Annotated in this window: 17 protein-coding genes and 1 pseudogene; 6 read left to right on the forward strand and 12 right to left on the reverse strand. The window is 72.3% G+C overall.

Annotation, left to right across the window (positions count from 1 at the left end; translation table 11 throughout):
• The first annotated feature begins 208 nt into the window (after positions 1 to 208).
• Positions 209 to 560, forward strand: a pseudogene (gene tnpA / locus AB0M95_RS19085) (IS200/IS605 family transposase).
• 26 nt (positions 561 to 586) lie between these two features.
• Here the strand turns inward: tnpA and AB0M95_RS19090 are convergent.
• Positions 587 to 1,219, reverse strand: coding sequence for a Uma2 family endonuclease (locus tag AB0M95_RS19090; protein ID WP_363766018.1), 633 nt, complete (start codon positions 1,217 to 1,219; stop codon positions 587 to 589).
• A gap of 154 nt (positions 1,220 to 1,373) precedes the next feature.
• On the opposite strand from AB0M95_RS19090, the gene AB0M95_RS19095 reads away from it, so the two are divergent.
• Complete coding sequence (locus tag AB0M95_RS19095; RefSeq protein ID WP_358511368.1) at positions 1,374 to 2,033, forward strand: HAD family hydrolase; 660 nt, start codon at positions 1,374 to 1,376, stop codon at positions 2,031 to 2,033.
• Positions 2,034 to 2,130: 97 nt separating this feature from the next.
• Here the strand turns inward: AB0M95_RS19095 and AB0M95_RS19100 are convergent, their stop codons facing one another.
• From AB0M95_RS19100 to AB0M95_RS19120, 5 genes are read right to left on the reverse strand one after another with little or no spacing between them, the layout of a single operon-like run.
• Positions 2,131 to 4,164, reverse strand: a complete 2,034-nt coding sequence (locus AB0M95_RS19100; protein WP_363766021.1) for a nitrate- and nitrite sensing domain-containing protein — start codon at positions 4,162 to 4,164, stop codon at positions 2,131 to 2,133.
• Positions 4,165 to 4,177: 13 nt separating this feature from the next.
• Positions 4,178 to 4,432 (reverse strand): hypothetical protein, encoded by a 255-nt coding sequence (locus AB0M95_RS19105; protein WP_363766024.1) that lies wholly within the window; start codon positions 4,430 to 4,432, stop codon positions 4,178 to 4,180.
• Complete coding sequence (locus AB0M95_RS19110) at positions 4,420 to 5,235, reverse strand: energy-coupling factor transporter transmembrane component T (RefSeq protein WP_358510635.1); 816 nt, start codon at positions 5,233 to 5,235, stop codon at positions 4,420 to 4,422. The genes AB0M95_RS19105 and AB0M95_RS19110 overlap by 13 nt, the downstream gene beginning before the upstream one ends.
• Positions 5,236 to 5,239: 4 nt before the next feature.
• Entirely contained in the window at positions 5,240 to 5,803 is a 564-nt protein-coding gene (locus tag AB0M95_RS19115; RefSeq protein WP_363766027.1) for an ECF transporter S component, read from the reverse strand.
• Positions 5,800 to 7,494 (reverse strand): ABC transporter ATP-binding protein, encoded by a 1,695-nt coding sequence (locus AB0M95_RS19120; protein WP_363766029.1) that lies wholly within the window; start codon positions 7,492 to 7,494, stop codon positions 5,800 to 5,802. The genes AB0M95_RS19115 and AB0M95_RS19120 overlap by 4 nt, the downstream gene beginning before the upstream one ends.
• A gap of 531 nt (positions 7,495 to 8,025) precedes the next feature.
• Here AB0M95_RS19120 and AB0M95_RS19125 point away from each other — a divergent pair.
• Positions 8,026 to 8,859 (forward strand): tyrosine-protein phosphatase, encoded by an 834-nt coding sequence (locus tag AB0M95_RS19125; RefSeq protein WP_363766032.1) that lies wholly within the window; start codon positions 8,026 to 8,028, stop codon positions 8,857 to 8,859.
• Between the two features lie 11 nt (positions 8,860 to 8,870).
• Here the strand turns inward: AB0M95_RS19125 and AB0M95_RS19130 are convergent, their stop codons facing one another.
• Both AB0M95_RS19130 and AB0M95_RS19135 read right to left on the reverse strand, forming a co-directional pair.
• Positions 8,871 to 9,935, reverse strand: a complete 1,065-nt coding sequence (locus AB0M95_RS19130; protein WP_358510624.1) for a Gfo/Idh/MocA family oxidoreductase — start codon at positions 9,933 to 9,935, stop codon at positions 8,871 to 8,873.
• Positions 9,932 to 10,837 (reverse strand): PAC2 family protein, encoded by a 906-nt coding sequence (locus AB0M95_RS19135; RefSeq protein WP_363766035.1) that lies wholly within the window; start codon positions 10,835 to 10,837, stop codon positions 9,932 to 9,934. Before AB0M95_RS19135 ends, AB0M95_RS19130 begins: the two co-directional genes overlap by 4 nt.
• A gap of 131 nt (positions 10,838 to 10,968) precedes the next feature.
• On the opposite strand from AB0M95_RS19135, the gene AB0M95_RS19140 reads away from it, so the two are divergent.
• Together AB0M95_RS19140 and AB0M95_RS19145 are read left to right on the forward strand one after the other, a co-directional pair.
• On the forward strand, positions 10,969 to 11,391 hold the full coding sequence (locus AB0M95_RS19140; protein ID WP_358510618.1) for an ankyrin repeat domain-containing protein: 423 nt from the start codon (positions 10,969 to 10,971) through the stop codon (positions 11,389 to 11,391).
• Positions 11,392 to 11,490: 99 nt separating this feature from the next.
• Positions 11,491 to 12,438 carry a 4-epi-cubebol synthase gene (locus AB0M95_RS19145; protein WP_363766038.1) on the forward strand — a complete coding sequence of 316 codons (948 nt, stop codon included), beginning with the start codon at positions 11,491 to 11,493 and terminating at the stop codon, positions 12,436 to 12,438.
• A 98-nt stretch (positions 12,439 to 12,536) separates the two neighbouring features.
• Here AB0M95_RS19145 and AB0M95_RS19150 read toward each other — a convergent pair whose 3' ends face one another.
• Positions 12,537 to 14,657 (reverse strand): ATPase, encoded by a 2,121-nt coding sequence (locus tag AB0M95_RS19150; RefSeq protein ID WP_363766041.1) that lies wholly within the window; start codon positions 14,655 to 14,657, stop codon positions 12,537 to 12,539.
• Positions 14,658 to 14,875: 218 nt separating this feature from the next.
• Here AB0M95_RS19150 and AB0M95_RS19155 point away from each other — a divergent pair, with 218 nt between their 5' ends.
• Positions 14,876 to 15,043, forward strand: a complete 168-nt coding sequence (locus tag AB0M95_RS19155; protein ID WP_181871229.1) for a hypothetical protein — start codon at positions 14,876 to 14,878, stop codon at positions 15,041 to 15,043.
• Between the two features lie 118 nt (positions 15,044 to 15,161).
• Here the strand turns inward: AB0M95_RS19155 and AB0M95_RS19160 are convergent, their stop codons facing one another.
• The 3 genes from AB0M95_RS19160 to AB0M95_RS19170 all read right to left on the reverse strand — a co-directional run bounded on the left by AB0M95_RS19160 (position 15,162) and on the right by AB0M95_RS19170 (position 20,372).
• Positions 15,162 to 16,505, reverse strand: coding sequence for a hypothetical protein (locus AB0M95_RS19160; RefSeq protein ID WP_363766044.1), 1,344 nt, complete (start codon positions 16,503 to 16,505; stop codon positions 15,162 to 15,164).
• 181 nt (positions 16,506 to 16,686) lie between these two features.
• Positions 16,687 to 17,481, reverse strand: coding sequence for an ABC transporter permease subunit (locus AB0M95_RS19165; RefSeq protein ID WP_358510606.1), 795 nt, complete (start codon positions 17,479 to 17,481; stop codon positions 16,687 to 16,689).
• 308 nt (positions 17,482 to 17,789) lie between these two features.
• Positions 17,790 to 20,372, reverse strand: coding sequence for an alpha/beta fold hydrolase (locus tag AB0M95_RS19170; protein ID WP_363766047.1), 2,583 nt, complete (start codon positions 20,370 to 20,372; stop codon positions 17,790 to 17,792).
• Positions 20,373 to 20,465: the final 93 nt, after the last annotated feature.

The following is a 20,465-nucleotide window of genomic DNA, read 5'->3' on the forward strand; positions in this document are numbered from 1 at the left end:
CAGCAGGTTCCACAGCGCGCGGGCGGTGTGCGCCTGACCGTCCAGCACCGCCGCCTGGGCCGTGCTCAACTCCAGGCGGGCCACATGCGCCCGCGTCTGCTTTACCTTCGCCACACCGTGATCGTATCGTTTCGTTGCGTCACCGCGAGGGAAACCGAACCCTGATGTATGCAGCGGACGGCATGTCGTCTACGACCTTCACGCGCACTTGGTGTTCGTCACCAAGTATCGGCGGGGGCACAAACCAGATGCCGGCCCGCTGCGAGGAGATCATGCGGGAGGTGTGCGCGGACTTCGAGGTCGAGTTGCGTGAGTTCAACGGCGAACACGACCATGTCCACCTGCTGATCCACCACCCGCCGAAGGTCGCCCTGTCCAAACTGGTCAACAGTCTCAAGGGCGTCTCGGCACGGCTCCTGCGCAAGGAGTATGCCGCGCATGTCCGCCAGTACCTGTGGAGTGGGCACTTCTGGTCCGGGTCCTACTTCGCCGGATCAGTCGGCGGTGCACCGCTCACGGTAGTCAAGCAGTACATCGAGCAGCAGCAACGCCCACTGTGACCTGCGGGTGAAGGCACGCTCGCGCTCTAGCGGGCACTCCCGCGCGGGCCTTCACCCCCGGCCTGACGGCCGGAGCACTGGCCCGCATTTCGGTAGAGGTCGGGCTTGTCCTCGCGGTCCTCGCGGACGCTGCCGGGCGAGACGACCTCGGCCACCATGACCAGGCCGGACGAAAGCAGCTCACGCCCCCATCGCGGGCAGTCGGGGGGAGCGAGCACGAAGTCCGGAACGACGGGATCACGGGGACCGTCGATGCAGACGTCGACGTTGCCGGTGAACGCGTCCAATCCGTGTGCGTCAATGATCGGCCACAGGGCGCGGCAAAGGTTCATCGCGGCATCGGCGTGCTCGGGAGTGCCCATAGGGCTCACGAGCATTCTCCCGTTGATGATTTCAGTGCGGAGGGGAAGGGGAGGTAGGGCGTCGAAGAGCTCTCTCGGAGTCGTCGGCAGTGGCCGGCCCGCCGTCTCCGGCGTCGGAGCCAGCTTCGCGTGCGACCTCGCGCCGGGGGACGGTCGCGGCGCGATCTCCGAGGCACTCCCCGTCTGGCCGTCGATCGTCGTCGGCTCGAGCGTGGGCTCGGGTTCGGCTTCCGGCCGAGAAGTCGGGTCCGGGGGAACGGCAGGTTTCGTGTGCGACCTTCGCGGCATCATGACCATCTTTCCTGCCCCTTCGTAGTTAAGTGGACACGCTGAGTATCTCGGTAATCACTGAACAGGTGCTCGGATATCAGAGATGCGGTCGCCCTCGGTGGGCCTGCGGGGATGAGCGGCGAGTAGGGTCCGGGTAGTGCGTTGAGGAGGGGGAGTCGTGGTGGTCCGGGCGCTGGTGTTCGATGTCGGGGAGACGCTGGTCGACGAGACGCGCATCTGGTCGCGGTGGGCCGACCGGCTGGGGGTGCCCCGGTTCGTCATGATGGGCGTGCTCGGGGGGATGGCTGCGCTCGACCGGTCCCACCGCGACGCCTTCCAGGTCGTGCGGCCGGGCATCGACCTGTCCGCCGAGCTGGACGCCTGGCGGCGGGAGGAGCCGGGCGGGCTGCGGGAGAACTTCGACGAGGACGACCTGTACCCCGACGTGCGGCCGGGGCTCGCCGCGCTGCGGGAGGCCGGGTACGAGCTGGTCATCGCCGGCAACCAGCCCCCGCAGGCGTACGACCAGCTCGCCGCGATGGACCTGCCGGTGGACGGCATTCACACCTCGGCGGGCTGGGGTGTCAGCAAGCCGGACCCGGAGTTCTTCGCCAAGGTCGCCGCCGTGGCGGGCCGCGAGCCGGGTGAGATCCTCTACGTCGGGGATCGGCTGGACAACGACGTGCTCCCCGCCGCCGAGGCGGGTATGCGCACGGCCCTGCTCCGCAGGGGCCCCTGGGGCTACCTGCACGCCGAGCGCCCCGAGGCACGGCGGGCCGATGTGATCATCGACGGCATCCCCGAGCTGGTCACCGTCCTGGCCGAGGGCCGCGTCCAGTAGCCCGGCGCCCGGCGGATCAGGCGAAGACGGTGCCGGTTTCGCCGCGTCCTGACGAAGCCCTGATGGAGCCCTGACGAAGCCCTGACGAGACGGGACCTCAGCGGCGGTTGGTCGGGTCCGAGCCCTGCTCCAGGGCGATGACGGCGGGCATCGAGCCGGTGTCCGGGCCGGTGAGCTCGTCGTCCAGGCCCGCGGGGATCACCAGGCCGTGGGGGAGCAGGACGACGGCGGTGGTGCCCCCGTACGGGGAGCGGCGCAGGGAGGCCGTGATGCCGTGGCGGGCGGCCAGGCGGCTGACGACGAACAGGCCGAGGCGGTCGCTGTCGGTGAGGTCGAACTCCGGCGGGTCGGCCAGCCGCCGGTTGATCTCCTCACGGGCCTCCGGCGTCAGGCCGAGGCCGCGGTCCTCGATCTCGACGGCGAAGCCCCGGCCGACGAGGTCGCCCTTGATGTAGACCTGGGTGCTGGGCGGGGAGAACACCGTCGCGTTCTCGATCAGCTCGGCCAGCAGGTGGATCACGTCGGCGACGGCCGTGCCGACCAGCGAGGCGTCCGACATCGGCATGACGGTGACGCGGGTGTAGTCCTCCACCTCGGCCACCGTGCCGCGCACCACGTCGTGTATCGGCACCGGCTTGCGCCACGCGCGGCCGGCGGGCGCGCCGGACAGGATGATCAGACCCTCGGCCTGGCGGCGCATGCGCGTGGTCAGGTGGTCCAGCCGGAACAGGTCGGCGAGGGCGTCGGGCGCGTTGGTCTTGCGCTGCATCGTGTCCAGGTGGGTGAGCTGGCGGTGCAGCAGCGACTGGTTGCGCCGCGCCAGGTTGCGGAAGACCAGGCTGACGCCCTTGCGCAGGTCCGCCTGCCCGACCGCCGCCTCGACGGCCGTGCGGCGCACGGTCGAGAACGCCTGGGCGACGTCCTGCACCTCCAGGGTGGTGCCGGTGATGTGGATCGGCGGTGCCTCGGTGTCGACCTCGACGGGCTCGCCGTCGCGTAGCTTGCGGACGACGCCGGGAAGCCGCACGTCGGCGAGGTCCAGGGCGGCGCTGCGCAGGTCGGCGAGCTCTTGGGCCAGGCCCCGGCCGAGCCGCGCGGACAGGGCCACGGCCAGCAGGATCGCGACGAGCCCGAGCCCGCCCGCGATGACGATCTGGGCGACGATGCCCCAGGAGACGCCGTCGGCGAGGGAGTTCAGCAGGGCGGTGCGGTCGGCGGTGAGCCGGTCCACGCGCGTGCCGAGCGTCCCGGCGAGCCCCTTCCACGCGGTGGCCTGGCCCAAGGCGGCGCGCCGCGCGCCGACCTCGTTCTCGATGGCGGTGAGGTGCTTGTAGTCGGCGGAGGCGAGCAGATCGTCGTACGGCCGCCGCAGCTCGGGGTCGAGCTGCTGCGTGCCGCGGTCGAACAGGAGCCTGCGCGCGGCGACGATCTGGGCGAACAGGCGCTGCTCCTCGGCGCCGAGCCGCCCGCGCAGCAGCGCGCCGGACAGCAGGGCGTCCTCCTGGGACAGCAGTTCGCGTGATTCGGCGATGGTCTGCAGCCCGTTCGCCTGCCGGTACCGCGCGGGGTCGGGGACGGTCACCAGCCCGTCGGTCATCCGGTAGAGCGACCGCTGGATCTCGGTGTACTGCTGGACGGCGCCCAGCCGGTCGAGGGCGCGGGAGTCGACCTGCTCCCGCAGGCCGCCGAGCCGTTGCAGCTCGCGCTCCAGCGCGGTGAGGTCGTCCACGATGTCGGGCCCGGTGGCGCTCGATCCCTCCTGGGAGGTCGCGCGCTGGTGGAGCAGCACCACGGCCCGGTCGGTCTCCTGCCGGGCGGTCGCCAGGCGCCCGCCGTCGGGGCCCGTCCCACTGAGGACGACGGCGGACCGGTGGCGCTCCTCGCGCAGGCGGTCGGCCAGGGCGGAGGCGGGCGCCGCGACCTGCTCGAACTGCGTGACGGCCCTGCGCAGCGCGAACAGGTCGCTCATCAGGTGGCCGGTGATGAACGTCCAGAGCAGGATCAGCGCGACGATCGGCAGGCTGAGCAGCGAGTACAGCTTGAAGCGCAGCGTCCTCTGGCGGCGGGCCAGATCGCCGGCACGGGTCGCCGGCGCGAGGAGCCCGCGTAACAGGCCGCCGAGTCTGGTCATCGTCGACGTGAGGCTAGCGCCCACGTGGTACCTCCGGGGTGAAGTTCGCGAGGCGGTCGCGGCCGGTGTGGACGCCGCCGGTGACCGTGGCGACGCACCGCCCCGGACCGTCCTCGATGAGCGTGCGGTACGGGTCCGGGTCGCCGGGGTCGCCGGGATCCACGTTGAAGACGGCGAAGTCGCAGCGCGCGCCGGCGTCCAGGGAGCCGATCCGGCCCGGCCCGGCGGACAGGCCGACCGCCTCGCCCGCGTCGCTCACGGGACCCATACCGTCCCCGTGAGGCCGAGGAATCGGGCGACGGTCATGGCCGCGGCCATCGCGGCGAAGCCGCCGAGCACGAGCCGGTCGGCGCGGTCGAAGGCCAGCTCGCGCGTCCACGTGCGGTGCCGTCCGCCGAAGGCGCGCAGGTCCATGGCGTTGACGGTGTCCTCGGCGTCGACCAGCGCGTTCACCGTCACGGGCACCACCACAGGCTTCAGCGTGAGGAGCCGTTTGACCGGGTTGCGGCTGCGGCTGTGCTCGTACCCGCGGAGGCGCTGGGCGTCCACGGTCTCGCGCAGGCTCGCCCAGGTCGAGGGCAGGAATCGGAAGGTGAGGTCCACCCCGTACGCCAGGCGCTGGGAGAGCCCGAGCCGCGCGAAGGCCACGCCGAAGTCGGCGGGCGCGATGGCGAACGCCACCGGGAAGCCGACCAGGGCCAGGGAGACGTACCGGACCAGGATCGTCGCCGCGTACGACAGCGTGGCCCAGGTCACGTCGGTGTGCGCGAGCGGGACGGTGAACAGGACGCTCCCCCCGGAGCGCGTGTCCGCCGGCGTCAGCACGCTGTTCGCGAGGACCAGCAGCGTGGTGAACCCCAGCATGAACGTCCAGTTCGCCCGCACGCCGCGCCATGGGATGCCCGCGGCGCGGTAGTACAGCACGGCGACGACCGTGCAGGCGAGCACCGGGCGCAGGTCGTCGACGCCCGCCACGGCCGCGAGGTACAGCACGGGCACCAGCAGGAGCACGCGCGGATCGCGGCGGCTCAGGAAGGAGCCCGCGCCCAGGTAGCGCGGCGTGACGTCCATCAGGTCACCGGCCGGCGCGCTTGGACAGCGGCTCCCAGATCGCGTCGAGCGCCGGGGTGAGGATGACGACGGCGACGGCGTCGGCCAGCAGCGCGGGCCCGTAGTTCAGCGTCAGGAAGGTGTTGAAGTCGATGCCCTGCAGCGGGATGTCGGTGATGACGAACAGCAGGCCGGCGGCGGTGGCGACCAGGGCCCCGAGGGCGGTCACCACCAGGCGCAGGGCCTCGTTGGCGATCGGCGGCAGGTAGGCGAAGATGAGCCCCGCGACGGCTCCGACGAGGCCGTTGGCGACGCTCCAGTTGAAGTACGTCAGGCCGCCGCCCTGGATCAGGTCGATCACGACGTTGCCGACGAAGCCCACGAAGAACCCCGCGACCACGCCGAACCGCTTGCCGAAGAACGGCACCAGGGCGAAGGCGGGACGCACCGTGACGTACTGGGTGCCGGGGATGAGGAAGCTGAACAGGCCGAGCGCGGCGTACAGGGCCGCGCCGACCGCGCCGTAGACGACCGTGCGTGACGATATCTCCAGTAACGGCCCTCGGCGGGCCGCGGCGTCTGCGCTCATGAGGGGGTGGTTCCTTCCTCGGGGGACGGGTTGGAACTGTGCGCGTCCGTACCCGGTGTACGGAATGCGAGGTCGCGGGCGAGGTCGAACGGGTGAGGTATCGACCCGGCTGGGGCCGGCGGATGGTCGCGGACCGCGCGCACCAGGCTCGTGGCGCGCAGCCCGGCCCCCGACCAGACGCTCTCGTCACGGGCCAGTTCGGCGGGGGAGGCGTCGGCGACCACCCGCCCGCCGTCCACGACGACGACACGGTCGGCGTAGGTCAGGGCGAGGTCGACGTCGTGGGTGATGAAGTAGACGCTCTCCACGCTTTCGGCCGCGAGGGCGTGACCGAGGAACGCCGTGGTGGTGCGCAGGTCCTGCCCGGCGGTGGGCTCGTCCAGGATCAGCGTGCGCGGGCGCATGGCGAGCGCCAGGGCGACGGTGAGGCGGCGCTGCTGCCCGAACGACAGCGTCCTAGGCGGCCGGTCCATGATGTCCTTCTCGCCGTCGAGCAGCATCGCCCGCAGGACGTCCGCCGAGTCCCTGGCGATCTCCTCGGGGTCGCGGCCGAGGTTGCGCGGGCCGAAGGCGAGCTCCTGGCCGACGGTGGCGCTGAACAGGGCCTGCCCGGGGTTCTGGAAGACGTAGCCGAAGGTCGTGGCGAGGCTGACGGTCGAGCGGCCGGCCACGGGGGACCCGTCCACCAGCACCTCGCCACGCGCGGCGGCGACGAGCATGACGGCGGCGCGCAGCAGCGTGGACTTGCCGGCGCCGTTCGGCCCGAGGACCGCGACCCGCTCACGCGCGTCGAGGGCGAGATCGACGTCGGCGAGCACCGTGCGCGGGCCGTACGCGAGGGCGACCCGCCGGTACTCCAGGCGGGGCACGGCCTGCCCTGACGGTGCGGCACCGCCCTCGCGGCGGGACGGAGGGGTCACGGCGGGCAGCTCGCCGGCGCGGGACACCAGGGTCGGGAAGGGCAGGTTGACGTCGCCGGCCGGGGCCATGCGCAGGAAACCCTCGACGGGGCCGAGGTAGCGGGGGGCGCCGTCCTCCAGGTACAGCACCTCGTCCGGTTCGAACTCCAGGATCTCCTCGACGCGGTGCTCGACGACCACGGCGGCGCCGCCCTCGTCGACGAACCTCCTGATCTCGCGCATGAGACGCAGGCTCGCGGCGGGGTCGAGGTTGGCCAGCGGCTCGTCCACGACCACGACCCGCGGATCCATCGCCAGCACGCCCGCGAAGGCCACCATCTGGAGCTCGCCGCCGCTGAGCCCGGCGGTCGCCCGGTCGAGCAGGTGGGTGACGCCGACGCGGGCGGCGACGTCTCCGACGCGGCGGCGGATCTCCTCGCGGGGCAGTCCGAGGTTCTCCGGGCCGAACGCGATCTCGGCCGCGACGGTGGTGCCGACGATCTGGCGGCGCGGGTCCTGGAGCATGGTGCCGACGATGGTGGAGATGTCGCGGATCGTCCTGCCCGCGACCGGACGGCCGCCGACGAGCACCTCGCCGGAGACCTCGGCCCGGTAGGCGTGCGGGATCAGCCCGTTGAGCAGCCGCAGCAGCGTGCTCTTGCCGCATCCGGACGGCCCGCTCACCAGCGTGAGGTCGCCGGGGTTGACGGTCAGCGAGGTCGCGCCGAGCGCGGCCTGGCCGGTGGAAAGGTAGCGGACGCTCGCGTCACGGACCTCGATGAGCGCGGTCATGACGGATCGACTGGTTCCTTCCGAGGTGCCCCGAGGTAGTGGCCGGCGTGGACCGAATCACGATGTCCAGAAGGAGATTAAAGGGGACGGTGTGTTGCGAGCGCAATTGCTGGTGAAACGAGCGTATTAGGCACACTGACCGAATTGTGTGCTTTCGGGTAGCTCAATTAAGGGCATGTGAATGCACGGGAGGTCACTGGTTAAGCGGGTGTTTCGGGCCACGGCCGCCCAGGTCCACCGGGGTGCGACCACCACGGCCCATACCTCTGGACCTCTGGCGGACGGCCGGTCGGCCGAGAGCAGGTGGCTCCCCGCCCAGCCAGGCCTCGTCCACGCTCGCGCGGAACACGCGCTCCACCTCCCCGTGCCTGCCCGCCGAGCCGCGCGGTCTCGGGCACGGCCGGCCGGTCCTCACGCCACGAACGCGCCCGCGTCACGGTGGCGATCGCCACGTGATGGACATGTCTTTTGACGCTTTGCCCCGCGCCGCGTTCTCCACGCGGACATACAGCGCATATAGGCTGGCAACTGATGAACGAACTAACGAGGTGGATAGCCCTTGACGGGGCCGTGAACGTGAGGGACCTCGGCGGTCTCCCCACGGAGGACGGCCGGACCACACAGTTCGGGCGGGTGCTCCGCTCGGACAACCTGCAGGGACTGACGGAGGCCGACGTGCGAAAGCTCGTCGGCGAGATGAAGCTCCGCGACGTGATCGACCTGCGCTCCAACGCCGAGGTCGCCCTCGAAGGCCCCGGCCCGCTGACCCGCGTACCCGAGGTCGGCATCCATCACCTGACGCTCTTCGCCGAAGGTGGCCGCCACACCGACGTCGAGGCCGACACCGGCGACCTCGCCGACGACACGCGCCGCCGTCGCCGCATCGACGGTGACCGGGTGCTCCCCTGGCAGGGCAAGCGTGAGCACGACCTGGCCGAGGTCCGGGTCATCGGCTTCTACCACGCCTACCTGCGCGACCGGCCCGACTCGGTCCTCGCCGCGCTGCGGGTGCTCGCCCGGGGCGACGGCGCGGCCATCGTCCACTGCGCGGCCGGCAAGGACAGGACGGGCGTCGTCAGCGCGCTGGCGCTCTCGGTGGCCGGCGTCGCCCGCGAGGCGATCGTCGCCGACTACGCGGCCACCGGCGACCGGCTGGAGCCCCTGCTCGCGCGGCTGCGGGCCAGTTCGACCTACCGGGACGACCTGGACGCCCAGCCCGCGGAGAACCACCTGCCGCGGCCGGAGTACATGGAGTACTTCCTCGGCGTGCTCGACGAGACCTACGGCGGGCCGCTCGGCTGGCTGGAGCGTAACGGCTGGACGCCCGACGACGCGGCGGCCCTGCGCGTCCGCCTGCTCGGCTAGATTCAGGCGATTCAGGCCCCCCTGCTCGCCTGAATCAGGCCCGCAGAGGGGTCCAGCGCGACGACGCGGCGCTCGGCGGCCGAGGTCCGCGCGGCGTGCAGCACGGCCAGCGCCCCGGCCACCTCGGCCGGGTCCACCGGCGGCGGCGCGCCGTCCCGCAGGCAGGCCACCACCCCGGCGTAGAACTCCTGGTAGGCCCCCGGCACGGTCTCGACACGGCGGCTCTCGGCGTCGGTGCCGAGCACGCCCCAGCGGTCGGCGGGCTCGGTACCCCAGCCGGGGCCGCCCGGCCGCTCGCCCGCCCGCAGGCGCTCCTCCTGTGGATCAAGCCCCCACTTGACGTACGCGGCGCGCGAGCCGAGCACCCGCAGGCGCGGCCCGAGCCGGGCGGCGACCGAGCTCATCCACAGGTGCGAGCGCGCGCCCGAGGCGTGCGTCAGCGCCACGAAGGCGTCGTCGTCCGCGCCGACGCCGGCCCGCCGGACGTCGGTCTCGGCGTAGACGTCGGTCGCCGGGCCGAGGTAGCGCAGGGCCTGGTCCACCAGGTGGCTGCCCAGGTCGTACAGCAGGCCGCCGAGCTCCTCCGGGCCGCCGTTCTCGCGCCAGCCGCCCTTGGGGACCGGCCGCCACCGCTCGAACCGCGACTCGAAGCGGTGGACCTCGCCGAGGTCGAGGGTGCGCAGCGTCAGGAAGTCGCCGTCCCAGCGGCGGTTCTGGAACACCGTCAACATCACGCCGCGCTCGCGCGCGAGATCGGCCAGCTCCAGCGCCTCGGCCGCCGTGGCGGCCAGCGGCTTGTCCACCACGACCGGCAGGCCCGCCGACAGCGCCGCCCGCGCCAGCGGGACGTGCGTCCGGTTGGGCGAGGCGATCACGATCAGGTCGAGGCCGAGCCCGAGCAGATCGTCCGCGGACGGGACGACCCGCGCGTCCGGATGATCACGGGCGGCGCGGGCCGCGCGCTCCGGGTCGCGCGTCACGACGGCGGCGAGCCGGAGCCCGTCCGCCGCGGCGATCAGCGGGGCGTGGAAGAACTCTCCGGCCGTGCCGTACCCGACCAGGCCGGTGGCGATCATGAGTCGCTCTCGTCGCGCTCGGCGAGGAACCGCTCGAACTGCGCGGCGAGCTCGTCCCCCGTGGGCATCGGCGTGGTCTCGGCCATGAGGTTCTCGCGCTCCGCCCCGGCGGTGAACGCGTCGTACTGCTGTTCGAGGCCCTGGATGGCCGTGGACAGCTCCGCAGAGGCGACGATCTGCTCCTCGATCTCGGCCGTGGTCTTCTCGGCGGCGTCCCGCAGGCCGTCCATCGGGAACACCAGCCCGGTGCCGCGGGTCACCGCCTCCAGGGCCGTCACCGCCGCCCGCGGGTACTCGGCCTGGGCGAGGTAGTGCGGGACGTGGACGGCGTAGCCGAGGGCGGCGTGCCCCCGGGCGCCGAGCCTCAGCTCGATCAGCGCCGCCGCGCTGCCCGGCACCTGGATCTTGCCGAACGGGCTGCCGGGCCCGGTGACCAGCTCGGGCCGCGTGCCGTGCGCGGTCACCCCGAGAGGACGCGTGTGCGGCGCGGCCATGGGGATGCCGTGCACGGTGACCAGCTTGCCGATGTTGAGGCGGGTGACGAGGGCGCCGATGGCCTCGGTGAACAGCTCCCACTCGCGATCGGGTTCGGGGCCGCTCATCAGCAGGAACGGCGTCCCGGTCGCGTCGTGGGCGAGGTGGACGGCCAGCTCGGGCGTCTCGCAGTCGACCCAGCGATCGGTGTCGAAGGTCATCAGGGGGCGCCGCGACCGGTAGTCGAGGAGGCGGTCCACGTCGAACGTCGCCACGACCCGGTGCTCCAGTTCGGCGAGCAGGTGGCCGACGGCGAGCCTTCCGGCCCCTCCGGCGTCCACGAAACCGTCAAAGTGGTAGAGCAGCACCGGATCGGTCAGCTCAGGGACGTCGCCGCTGAGCCGGTAAAGATCCGTCGGGTCGAACACCTTGGGTCCCAGCCTTTCTTTCGTCTCTCAAGAGAGAACCTATGGGATGTGGCGAGGATTCCGCCGGGCGAGTCGCCCGCTACCCGCTGTCCGCCACCCGCCGTCCGGGCCCCCGCACCCGCCTGGGCAGAATGGATGACGTGCCACACCGCGCTGAGGGCGACGCCGGCGACGCGGACGTCGTGGAGCTGGCCACCCGGTTGTTCCAGATGGCGAGATCGGGGGAGACCGACCGGCTGTGCGCCTACGTCGACGCGGGGGTCCCGGCCGACCTCCACAACGACAAGGGCGACACGCTGCTGATGCTCGCCGCCTACCACGGCCACGCCGAGACCGTCCGGGCCCTGCTGGAGCGCGGGGCCGATCCGGGGCGCGCCAACGAGCGCGGGCAGACGCCGCTGGCGGGCGCGGTCCTCAAGAAGCAGCCCGATGTGGTGCGGGCGCTCCTGGAGGCCGGGGCCGATCCGTCCGAGGGGTCGCCGTCGGCGGCCGACACCGCGCGGATGTTCGGGCAGACCGAAATCCTGGCATTGTTCGCGGACAAAGGCCGATAATGTCACATACGGACCCGTCGCGGAGTGGTTACGGGCTGTCTTTGTTGCCATGATGTGGGGATGGCTGATTTAGCGCATTCCCAGATGCTTCTACCCGATTTGTCGAGCCCTTTCCCCAGTCTGATCAGCCCGTACGCCGCCCAGGTCGACCGGGAGACCTTCTCCTGGCTGCGGGCCAGCCGAATGATCGTCGACCAGGCCGAGCTGGAGCGCTACCGCGAGGCCGCCTACGGAATCCTCGGCGCCCGCACCTACCCCTACGCCCCGTACGACGCGCTCCGACTGGTGACCGACTGGTGCGTGTGGCTCTTCGCCTTCGACGACGCCTTCTGCGAGTCCGACCGGCGTGCCGCCGAAATCGCCCGCGCGCTGCCGCAATTGCTCTGCGTCCTGGACGACTCCGACGCCGGGATCCCCGTGGAGGGCCCCTTCGCGCGGGCGATGCGCGACATCATGGCCCGCGTCGGCGCGGCCGGGGACGCCGACCAGCTCGACCGGTGGCGGACCGTCACCAAGGACTACCTGTTCGCCCAGGTCTGGGAGGCCGCGAACCGCGAGGACGCCGTCGTCCCCACCTACGGCGACTACGTCTTCATGCGGCGCAGGACCGGCGCCATGCTGACCGTCTTCGCCCTCATCGACCTCGCCACCGGGCACGCCCTCACCCCCGGCGAGTGGCGCCACCCGTGGGTGCGCGCGATCACCGAGTGCGCCAACGACGTCGTGGTCTGGGACAACGACCTGCTGTCCTACGCCAAGGAGCGCGACGGCGTGAACGCCGGGAACAACCTGGTCAGCGTCCTGGCCCGGCACGGCGACCGGTCGATCCAGAACGCCATGGACCAGATCGGCCGCATGCGCGACCAGTCCGTCGCCCGCATGCTGTCCCTGCGCGACGAACTCGCCGGGCTGGGGTCGGAGGCGGTGACGGCCTACGTGCGCGGCCTCGAACACTGGGTCAGCGGCAGCGTGGCCTACTCGCTCACCAGCACGAGGTACACCCGCGCCTGGAAGGGGACCACCCTGCCCGTCCGCGGCCACAACTGACGGCCCGTCCGCGTATCGACGCCGTCCCGCGGAGACGAGACCGCCCCGCGCGGGCCGTCACGCGGGGGTCGTCACTGTGGGGTCGTCACTGTGGGTCGTCACGCCGCGCCGTCGTGGGCGTCGTCCGGCTCGGCCTCGCCCATGGCGTAGCTCACGGCCTCCTCGAACTCCATGCGCGCGCCCTGCCGGTAGGCCTCGGCGTAGGCCTCTTCGCCGAGCAGGCGCTTGCACTCCTTGACGCACTGCTCGTGCTCGGTGCCGAAGAACGGCGAGCCGAACAGCGGCAGGCCGAACATCTGCCAGTTCGCCTGCCCCGCGCCCAGCATGCGCGCCGCCCGCGCCGCGTCCCCCTGGTCGAGGGCGAGCTGGGAGAGCGTCTCCATCGCCACCACGACCCCGAGCACGTCGTGGAAGTGCCGCTTGATGCGCAGAGCCTCCTGGGCGCTGAACACGGCGTCCGCGGTGCGACCGGTCATGCGCTCGATCGCCGAGGTCGCCCAGACGGCGTACGACCGCAGCCACAGCTCGCCGCGCTCGGCGCAGAGCTGGCGGCAGTCGCGCAGCAGCCCCTCGGCCTCCTCCAGCTCGCCCTGCTGGGTGAGCACCACCGCGAGCTCCACGATGGCGGGAAGCAGGCCGGGGTTCAGCTCGCGCCCGCTGCGGTGGAACTCGATCGCCACGCCGATCAGCGCGGTCGCCTTGCGCAGGTCGCCCTGGAGCCACGCGGCGGTGCCCTGCATCTTCGTGGCCAGGATCACCGCGATCGAGTCGCCCACCCGCACCGCGTCGCTCGCGCACTGCTCCGCCGCCTCCAGCGCCCCCGCCGTGTCGCCCTGCGCGCTGCGGACGTACGCGAGCACCCACAGCGCCTTGCAGCGCTGCCGGCTCGGATCGGGGGAGGCGACCAGCGCCCGTTCGAGGTACAGGCGGCCCTCGCGGGCGAACCCGCAGGCCACCCACATGAACCACAGGGAGGACAGCAGCGTGAGACCGGTGCTCGCCTCGGCCGGGTCGCGCAGGCAGTAGTCCAGCGCGGACCTGATGTTGTCGTGCTCCTGGCGCATGCGGCCGAACCAGTAGACCTGCCTCGGCCCCGACCACGCGCCCTCGCCGCGCTCGGCGAGCCCCAGGTAGTAGTCGCGGTGGCGGCGGCGCGTGGCGTCGGTCTCGCCGAGCTTGTCCAGCCATTCCCCGCCGTACTGGCGAAGCGTGTCGATGAGCCGGTAGCGGACGCCCGGCCGCTCGCTGGAGCTCAGCAGGATGGACTTCTCGATCAGGCCGGAGATCAGGTCCATCACGTCGGCCTCCGGCAGGGTCTCGCCGGAGCAGACGTACTGGGCGGCCTCCAGCTCGAAGTCGCCGGAGAACACCGACAGGCGCGCCCACAGAAGCCGCTCGGCCGGCTCGCACAGCTCGTGGCTCCAGCCGATCGCCGCGCGCAGCGTCTGGTGGCGCGGCAGCGCCGTACGGCTGGCGCCCGCGAGCAGGCTGAAGCGGTCGATCAGCAGCGCGAGGATCTGCTCCACCGACAGCGCCCGCAGGCGGACCGCCGCCAGCTCGATCGCCAGCGGGATGCCGTCCAGCCGCCGGCACAGCTCGGAGACGGCCGTGACGTTCTCCTCGTCCACCACGAACCCGGGGACGACCGCCGAGGCGCGCTCGGCGAAAAGCTGGACCGACTCGTTGAGGTACGGGCTCTCGTCGCGGTCATCGCCCGGCACCAGCAGCGGGGCGATCGGGACCGACTGCTCGCCCTGGACGGCGAGGGACTGCCGGCTGGTCGCCAGCACCCGCACGCCCGGGGCGGCGCGGAGCACCCGCTCGACGAGCTCCGCGGTCGCGGCCAGGACATGCTCGCAGGAGTCGATGACCAGCAGCAGCTCGCGCCCGGCCAGCCAGTCGGCCAGCGTCTCGGTCTCCGGGCGGGCCGACTGGTCGGCGATGCCGAGGGCCGCGTTGACCGCGTGCGGCACCATGAACGGGTCCTGCAGGCGGGACAGGTCGGCGTACCAGACGCCGTCGCGGAACTGCGGAAGCATCTGGTGGGCGACGCGCAGCGCCGTGCGCGACTTGCCGACGCCGCCGATGCCCGTCACCGTCACCAGGCGGGCCTCCAGCAGGCGCTGCCTGAGGGCGGCGAGCAGCCGGTCTCGGCCGACGAAGCTGGTGAGCTCCGCGGGGAGGTTTCCGTCTCTTCGCCATGCTCCCGGCGATGCCATGGCCGCCTCACGTGGGGGTCGTTCCGGCGTTCTACCTGCTTCCGTATCGTACCCGCGCGGGCGGTTCCGCGCGGTGCCCGCGGGCGTGAGCACGCCCGAGATGTGGAGCCTGACGATCGGTGCACGGCAACGAGCCGGGAATCACTTTTGGGGGGAATCGAGGAAGCCTTGACAGGGGCAGCGATCAGACCTCGCCAGCGGCGCGTAGCATTGGGCCCGTGACTGTGCATGAGCCGGATGACCTGCGTCCGGTGGACCTCTCCGAAGAGGGGCTGCCGGTGCTACCCGACCAGACGAGCGACGACACCGACTCCGGCTGGGGCGAGTGGCGCTCGTCAGACGACGTCTCCCGGTTGCTGGAGGAGCGACCCCCGCACTGGGACTGACGCCCGTCGTCCGGGCCGCGCGGAAACGTCCGCCGGGCCCACCGCGAAAGCCGCGGTCCGAAGGCTCCTGCCTCCGGGCCGCGGCTTCTCGCCGTCCTCACATCGGTGAGCGCGGCGCTCAGACGCCGGCCGTGTGGGCCGGGCCGGAGCCGTTCATGCTGCCGGAGCCGTTCATGCTCAGCACCGGCTCCTCATGGTCGGAGCGGTCGGAGCGGTCGGAGCGGTCGGAGCGGTCGCCCGAGTCGGAACCGTCCGGCACCACGATGGCGGGGAACGTCCCGGTGTCGATGATGCCGTGCTCGTTGTAGGCGGCCTCGATCAGCGCGTGCGCCCGGGGCTCCAGCTTCCACAGGGCGCGGTACTCCCGGGCCGTGGCCAGCGAGATGCCGGTCTCCTTGGCGATGTCCGCCGCGCGGGGGACGAACCTGCGCTCGATCTGCTTGTCCCAGTACTGGCGCGCCGCGCGCATCAGGGCCGCGCGCTGGGCCGTGTCGACCACCTGCGGGGCCGCCGTCACGGCGTCATCGTCGTCGTCCTCGATGTAGGCCGCACGAGTGCCCGCCACGGGCAGGGCGTGCGGCGCGGGCGGCTCCTCCGGCTCCGGCTCCCACGGGACGGGCGGGCGCAGGTCGATGAGGGCGCTGGTGTTGTACAGGGCGCCGATCTGCGACAGCAGCGCCTCCTGGCGGCCCGGGTCGACCGCGAGTCCGGTGTGCTCCACGGCCTGGTCCATCACGCGGTCCAGCTTGGCGAGCGCGGTCCGCATCTTACGGTCGGAGGCGCCCGCCTCGCGCAGCGCGCGGGCGCGCTTGGCGGCCAGGGCCACGCGGGTGAGCCGGCGGTGGGCGTCCACCTCGGTCACGGTGCGGTCGCTGACCTCGGCCAGGCCGAGGCGGACCATCGCCCGTTCCGGGGTGAACCGCCACTTGATGCGGGAACGGCCGGTGATGCGGTGCCGCTCGATGGCCATGCCGCGCTCCCACAGCCACGCGGCGACCAGCGGGGCGGCGAGCCGGAAGATGGCCTCGGCGAGGCTGCGGGCGTCCAGACTGGACAGCACCGCCGACAGGCCGGTGAGCACCCACACCGCCATGCCGTCGATGCCGGCCGAGTAGTTCTCACGCATGTTGCGGCGCGCGCGCACCGCGCTGGTGATCACCGCGACCTCGATGAACGCGAAGAGAAGCAGGCGCAGCGGCCCGTCGAAGCCGAGCACGTCACCGGAGAAGCGCCACATGCCCTGCGCGGACACCCCGGTCGCGATGCTGGCCGCGACGATGGTGAGGATGTCCTCAGCCGGACGGTTCTCGGCGAACTTGCGGTATCCGCTGGATGCCGCGCGGTAGGCCGCGCGAAGGGCGAAGAACGCGAGCACGAGGGCGACCAGAGCGGACACGCAGATGATGGCCGCTCCGAGCGGGTTGGCCGCCGCGTACGTTGTCAATTGATCGATGGGGGGCATCAGTCACTGTCCGTCATTCTCGATGTCCGACAGGATTACCGAGAGGATCATTTCAGACCAGCGCCACCAATGTTCCCTCAAACCCACTTTGCCCTAGCAGAAAGTCACCACCCACCACCCCCAATTGCCACAAAACGGCCGCCGGGGGGCGGTGGACGCCGTCAGGAGGAGGTGGGGTTGGTCAGGAGACGACGTCCTTGTTGCGGAAGCGGCGGAAGGCCAGGGCGGTGAGGATGGCGGCGTAGGTGACGGACAGGGAGGCACCTTTGAGCATGCCGCTCCAGTCGAGTTCGGGGGCGAGGGCGTCCAGCCAGGCCGTGTTCCAGAAGGTCGGCAGGAACTCGCGGATGACGCCGAGCGCCTCGACCGCCTGGAGGATGTTGCTCACGATGACCAGCCCGACGGCGCCACCGACCGCGCCCAGCGGGGAGTCGGTGTTCACCGAGAGCAGGAACGCCAGGGCCGCCACGACGAGCTGGCTCACCAGGGCGTAGCCGATGACGATGCCGAAGCGCGGCAGGACCGTCGTGGCCGCGATGGCCTCGCCCGTGCCCGGCAGGCGGATGTCGTTCCAGCCGAAGGCCACCGTGCCGGCCAGCAACGCCATGAGCGGCAGCATGATGACCGCTGCCGCCGAGTAGCCGAGCGCCACCACGAGCTTCTGCCGCAGCAGGCGGTCCCGGGGAACCGGCGCGGCGAGCAGGTAGCGCAGTGACGACCAGTTCGCCTCGCTGGCCACGGTGTCCCCGCAGAACAGGGCCACGGCCACCACCAGCAGCAGCGTCGCCGAGACCGACAGCGTGAACGCGGCGAAGTTCAGGCCGCCCTGCGTGGCGAGGTCGGACAGGCGCAGGGTGCTCTGCTGCGTCGGCGCGGGGCCGAACGAGAACGCCACCACGAGGATCCACGGCAGCGCCAGCAGCAGGCCGAACATGACGAGCGTGCGGCGACGCCGGAACTGCCGGACGATCTCCACCCGCAACGGCAGAGTGCGCCCCGCCGCGTAGGTTCCCGAGCCTCGACCCGTCGCATCTCTTCCCGAATCGCGCCCGGCTTCGTACGTTTCCGAGTCGCGCCCGGCCGAATCCGCGTTCCGGTCGGGCGGCCCTTTACGCGCCGTTGCCGGGTTTCCGGCGGTCGTGTCTGCGGGGCTGACGCCGTTTCCGGTGTCGTCCTCCGCGGCCCCGGTCGTTTCGTTCGCCTTGCCCGTTGTGCTCATTCCGGCTGTTTCGTCTCCCGTGTCGGGTGCGTGTTCTCCGACGCCCTGGCCGCGCGCGCCCGTCGTCATGGCTTGGTGCCGATCAGGTCGAGGAAGACGTCCTCCAGGCGGCCCGGCGCGCCGTTGGACGGGCTCGCGGCGAGCAGGTCGGTGACCGGGCCCGCCGTGACCAGACGGCCGCGATGCATGACGACGACGTGGTCGCAGGTCTGCTCGACCTCGGCCAGCAGGTGGCTGGAGACGATCACCGTGCGCCCGCGCGCGGCGTAGCGGATCAGCACGCGGCGCATCTCGGCGATCTGCGGCGGGTCCAGCCCGTTGGTGGGCTCGTCCAGCACGAGCAGATCGGGCAGCCCGAGCATGGCCTGCGCGATGGCCAGGCGCTGCCGCATGCCCTGGGAGTACGTGCGCACCGCGCGGTCCAGGGCCGCGCCGAGCCCGGCGATCTCCAGGGCCTCCTCGATGTGGGCCTCCTCGCGCGGGCGTCCCGTCGCCTGCCAGTACAGGTCGATGTTCTCCCGGCCGGACAGGTGGGGCAGGAACCCGGGGCCCTCGACGAACGAGCCGAGCCGGGCGAGCACGGCGTCGCCCGGCGTCACGCGGTGCCCGAAGACGCGGATCTCTCCCGCGTCCGGGTGGATCAGCCCGAGCAGCATGCGCATCGTGGTCGTCTTGCCCGCGCCGTTCGGCCCGAGCAGGCCGAGGACCTGGCCCCGCTCGACCCGGAACGACAGATCGTCCACGGCGAGCTCGCCGTTGCGGTACCTCTTGGTGAGGCCGGTGATCTGCAGTGGGACGTCGGCGAGCGCGGGGTCCGGCGCGTCGTGGCGCCGGGCGCGCCCGGTCAGCCCCAGGGCGACGGCGACGACGAGCGCGGCGAGTGGCAGCGCCCACGTCCACCATGACAGGCCCGCCGCGGCGGCCTTGAGCGCCGGATCGGTCGGGACGGTCAGCGGTGCCGGGGAGGCCGCGACGCGGAACACGGCCGGGGCGGTGCCCGAGGCGTACCCCATGTCGGTGGTGCTCACCACCAGGCGCAGCCGGTGCCCGGCGGCGAAGCGGTAGTCGATCGCCGGAAGCGTCACCCTGACCGGCGTGCCCTCCGGCCGGGCGGTGACGCGGAACGGTGCCACCAGGCCCTGCGGGAGCGCGGGACGCTGCCCGCCGACGTCGTAGATCTTGGCGAAGAGCGTGACCTCACCCTCGCCGCTCACCGTGAGATCGGCCACCGGCGTGCCGGTCACGTCGAGCGGCGCGGTCAGCGGGGCCGATTCGAACGCGGCGGCCTGGCCCGGCATGTCCAGCGTCAGCCCGCCTCCGGCCGAGCCGCCGAGGTTGCCCAGCAGCCCGCCGATGCCCGGCACGCTGGAGATCGACGCGGGGGACCCGCCGGGCGGGACGGCCACCGGCTGGGCGGGGCCGGCGAGCGCGACCGGCGTGGCCGCCGTGCCGGACAACCCTGGATATTTCCCGGAAACCGCGTGGACGAGCACGGGACGCCGGGTGCCAGGATCGCGCCCGCCGTCACGGGTGACGGTGAATGCCTGCGCGGCGTCGCCTCCGGAGGGGGCTTCCTTCTTCAGCCAGCGGTCGAACCAGCCGATCGTGCGGCCGGCCACCCAGTCGGCCTCGCCGTCCCCGCCGTCGTGGCCGCCCTCGAACCAGGCGACCTCCACGGGGGCGCCGGTGGAGGCGATGGCCTTGGCGTTGGCGTCGGCGTGGCCGAGCGGGAAGAGCGAGTCGCGCTTGCCCTGGATCAGCAGGCTCGGCACGCGGATCCTGCCCGGCACCGAGACGGGGCTGGACCGGCGCAGCGTCTGGACGGCGGCGTCGGTGGCCCGGCCGGTCGACGCGACCTCGGTGTACATCGCGCAGATCTCCGGGAGGAACCGCCCGCACTGGACGTCCTGCGGCCCGCCGGAGGGGCCGGGACGGCCGGACGCGCCCGCCCCGCCCGCCCCGCCCGCCGCGAGCGCCGCCGCGCCGCCCGCGCCGGGCGCGAGGGGGGAATCGACCGCGCGGGTGAAGAACAGCCCGGCCCACATGCGCTTGAACACGCCGTCGCGCGGCCCGGCGCCCGTGGCGTCGGGGAACAGCGCGTCGGCGAGGTCGTACCAGGTGATCTGCGGGACGATCGCGTCGACGCGGTCGTCATAGGCGGCGGCCATCAGCGTGATCGCCCCGCCGTAGGAGCCCCCGGCGGCGCCGAGGCGCGGGTCGCCGGGCTTGTCGAGCAGGACCTCGGGCCGCTTGGCGAGCCAGTCGATCAGCTGCTTGACGTCCTTGACCTCGTAGTCGGGGGAGTTGAGCGCGATCTGGCCGGTCGAGGCGCCGAAGCCCCGCGCCGACCAGGTCAGAACGGCGTACCCCGCCTGCGCCAGCCGCACGGCCTCGTCGCGCACGCTCGCCTTGCTGCCGCCGAACCCGTGGGCGAGCAGGATCGCGGGACGCCTGCCGCCCCCGGCGGGCGGGAAGAACGTGGTGTCCAGCGTCACCCGCTGGTCGTCGCGCGGGCCGTCCACCACGGGGATCATCTGGTCGAGCCCTGTCGGCGGCGGGGGCGACGGCCACAGGGCCCACACCACCGCCCCGGCCGCCACGAGCGCCGCGGTGATCAACGCGGCGGACCGCCTCCCCCAAAGCTTCATGACCGCGAGCCTACTGATCCGCCCTGAGAGCTCGCTGAGATGCGCCTCCCGCGAGCGGGATCTCCGGGTAAACCCCGATTGCGGTACATGTCG

This window comes from Sphaerisporangium sp. NPDC051017, assembly GCF_040683095.1.
Taxonomy (GTDB): domain Bacteria; phylum Actinomycetota; class Actinomycetes; order Streptosporangiales; family Streptosporangiaceae; genus Sphaerisporangium.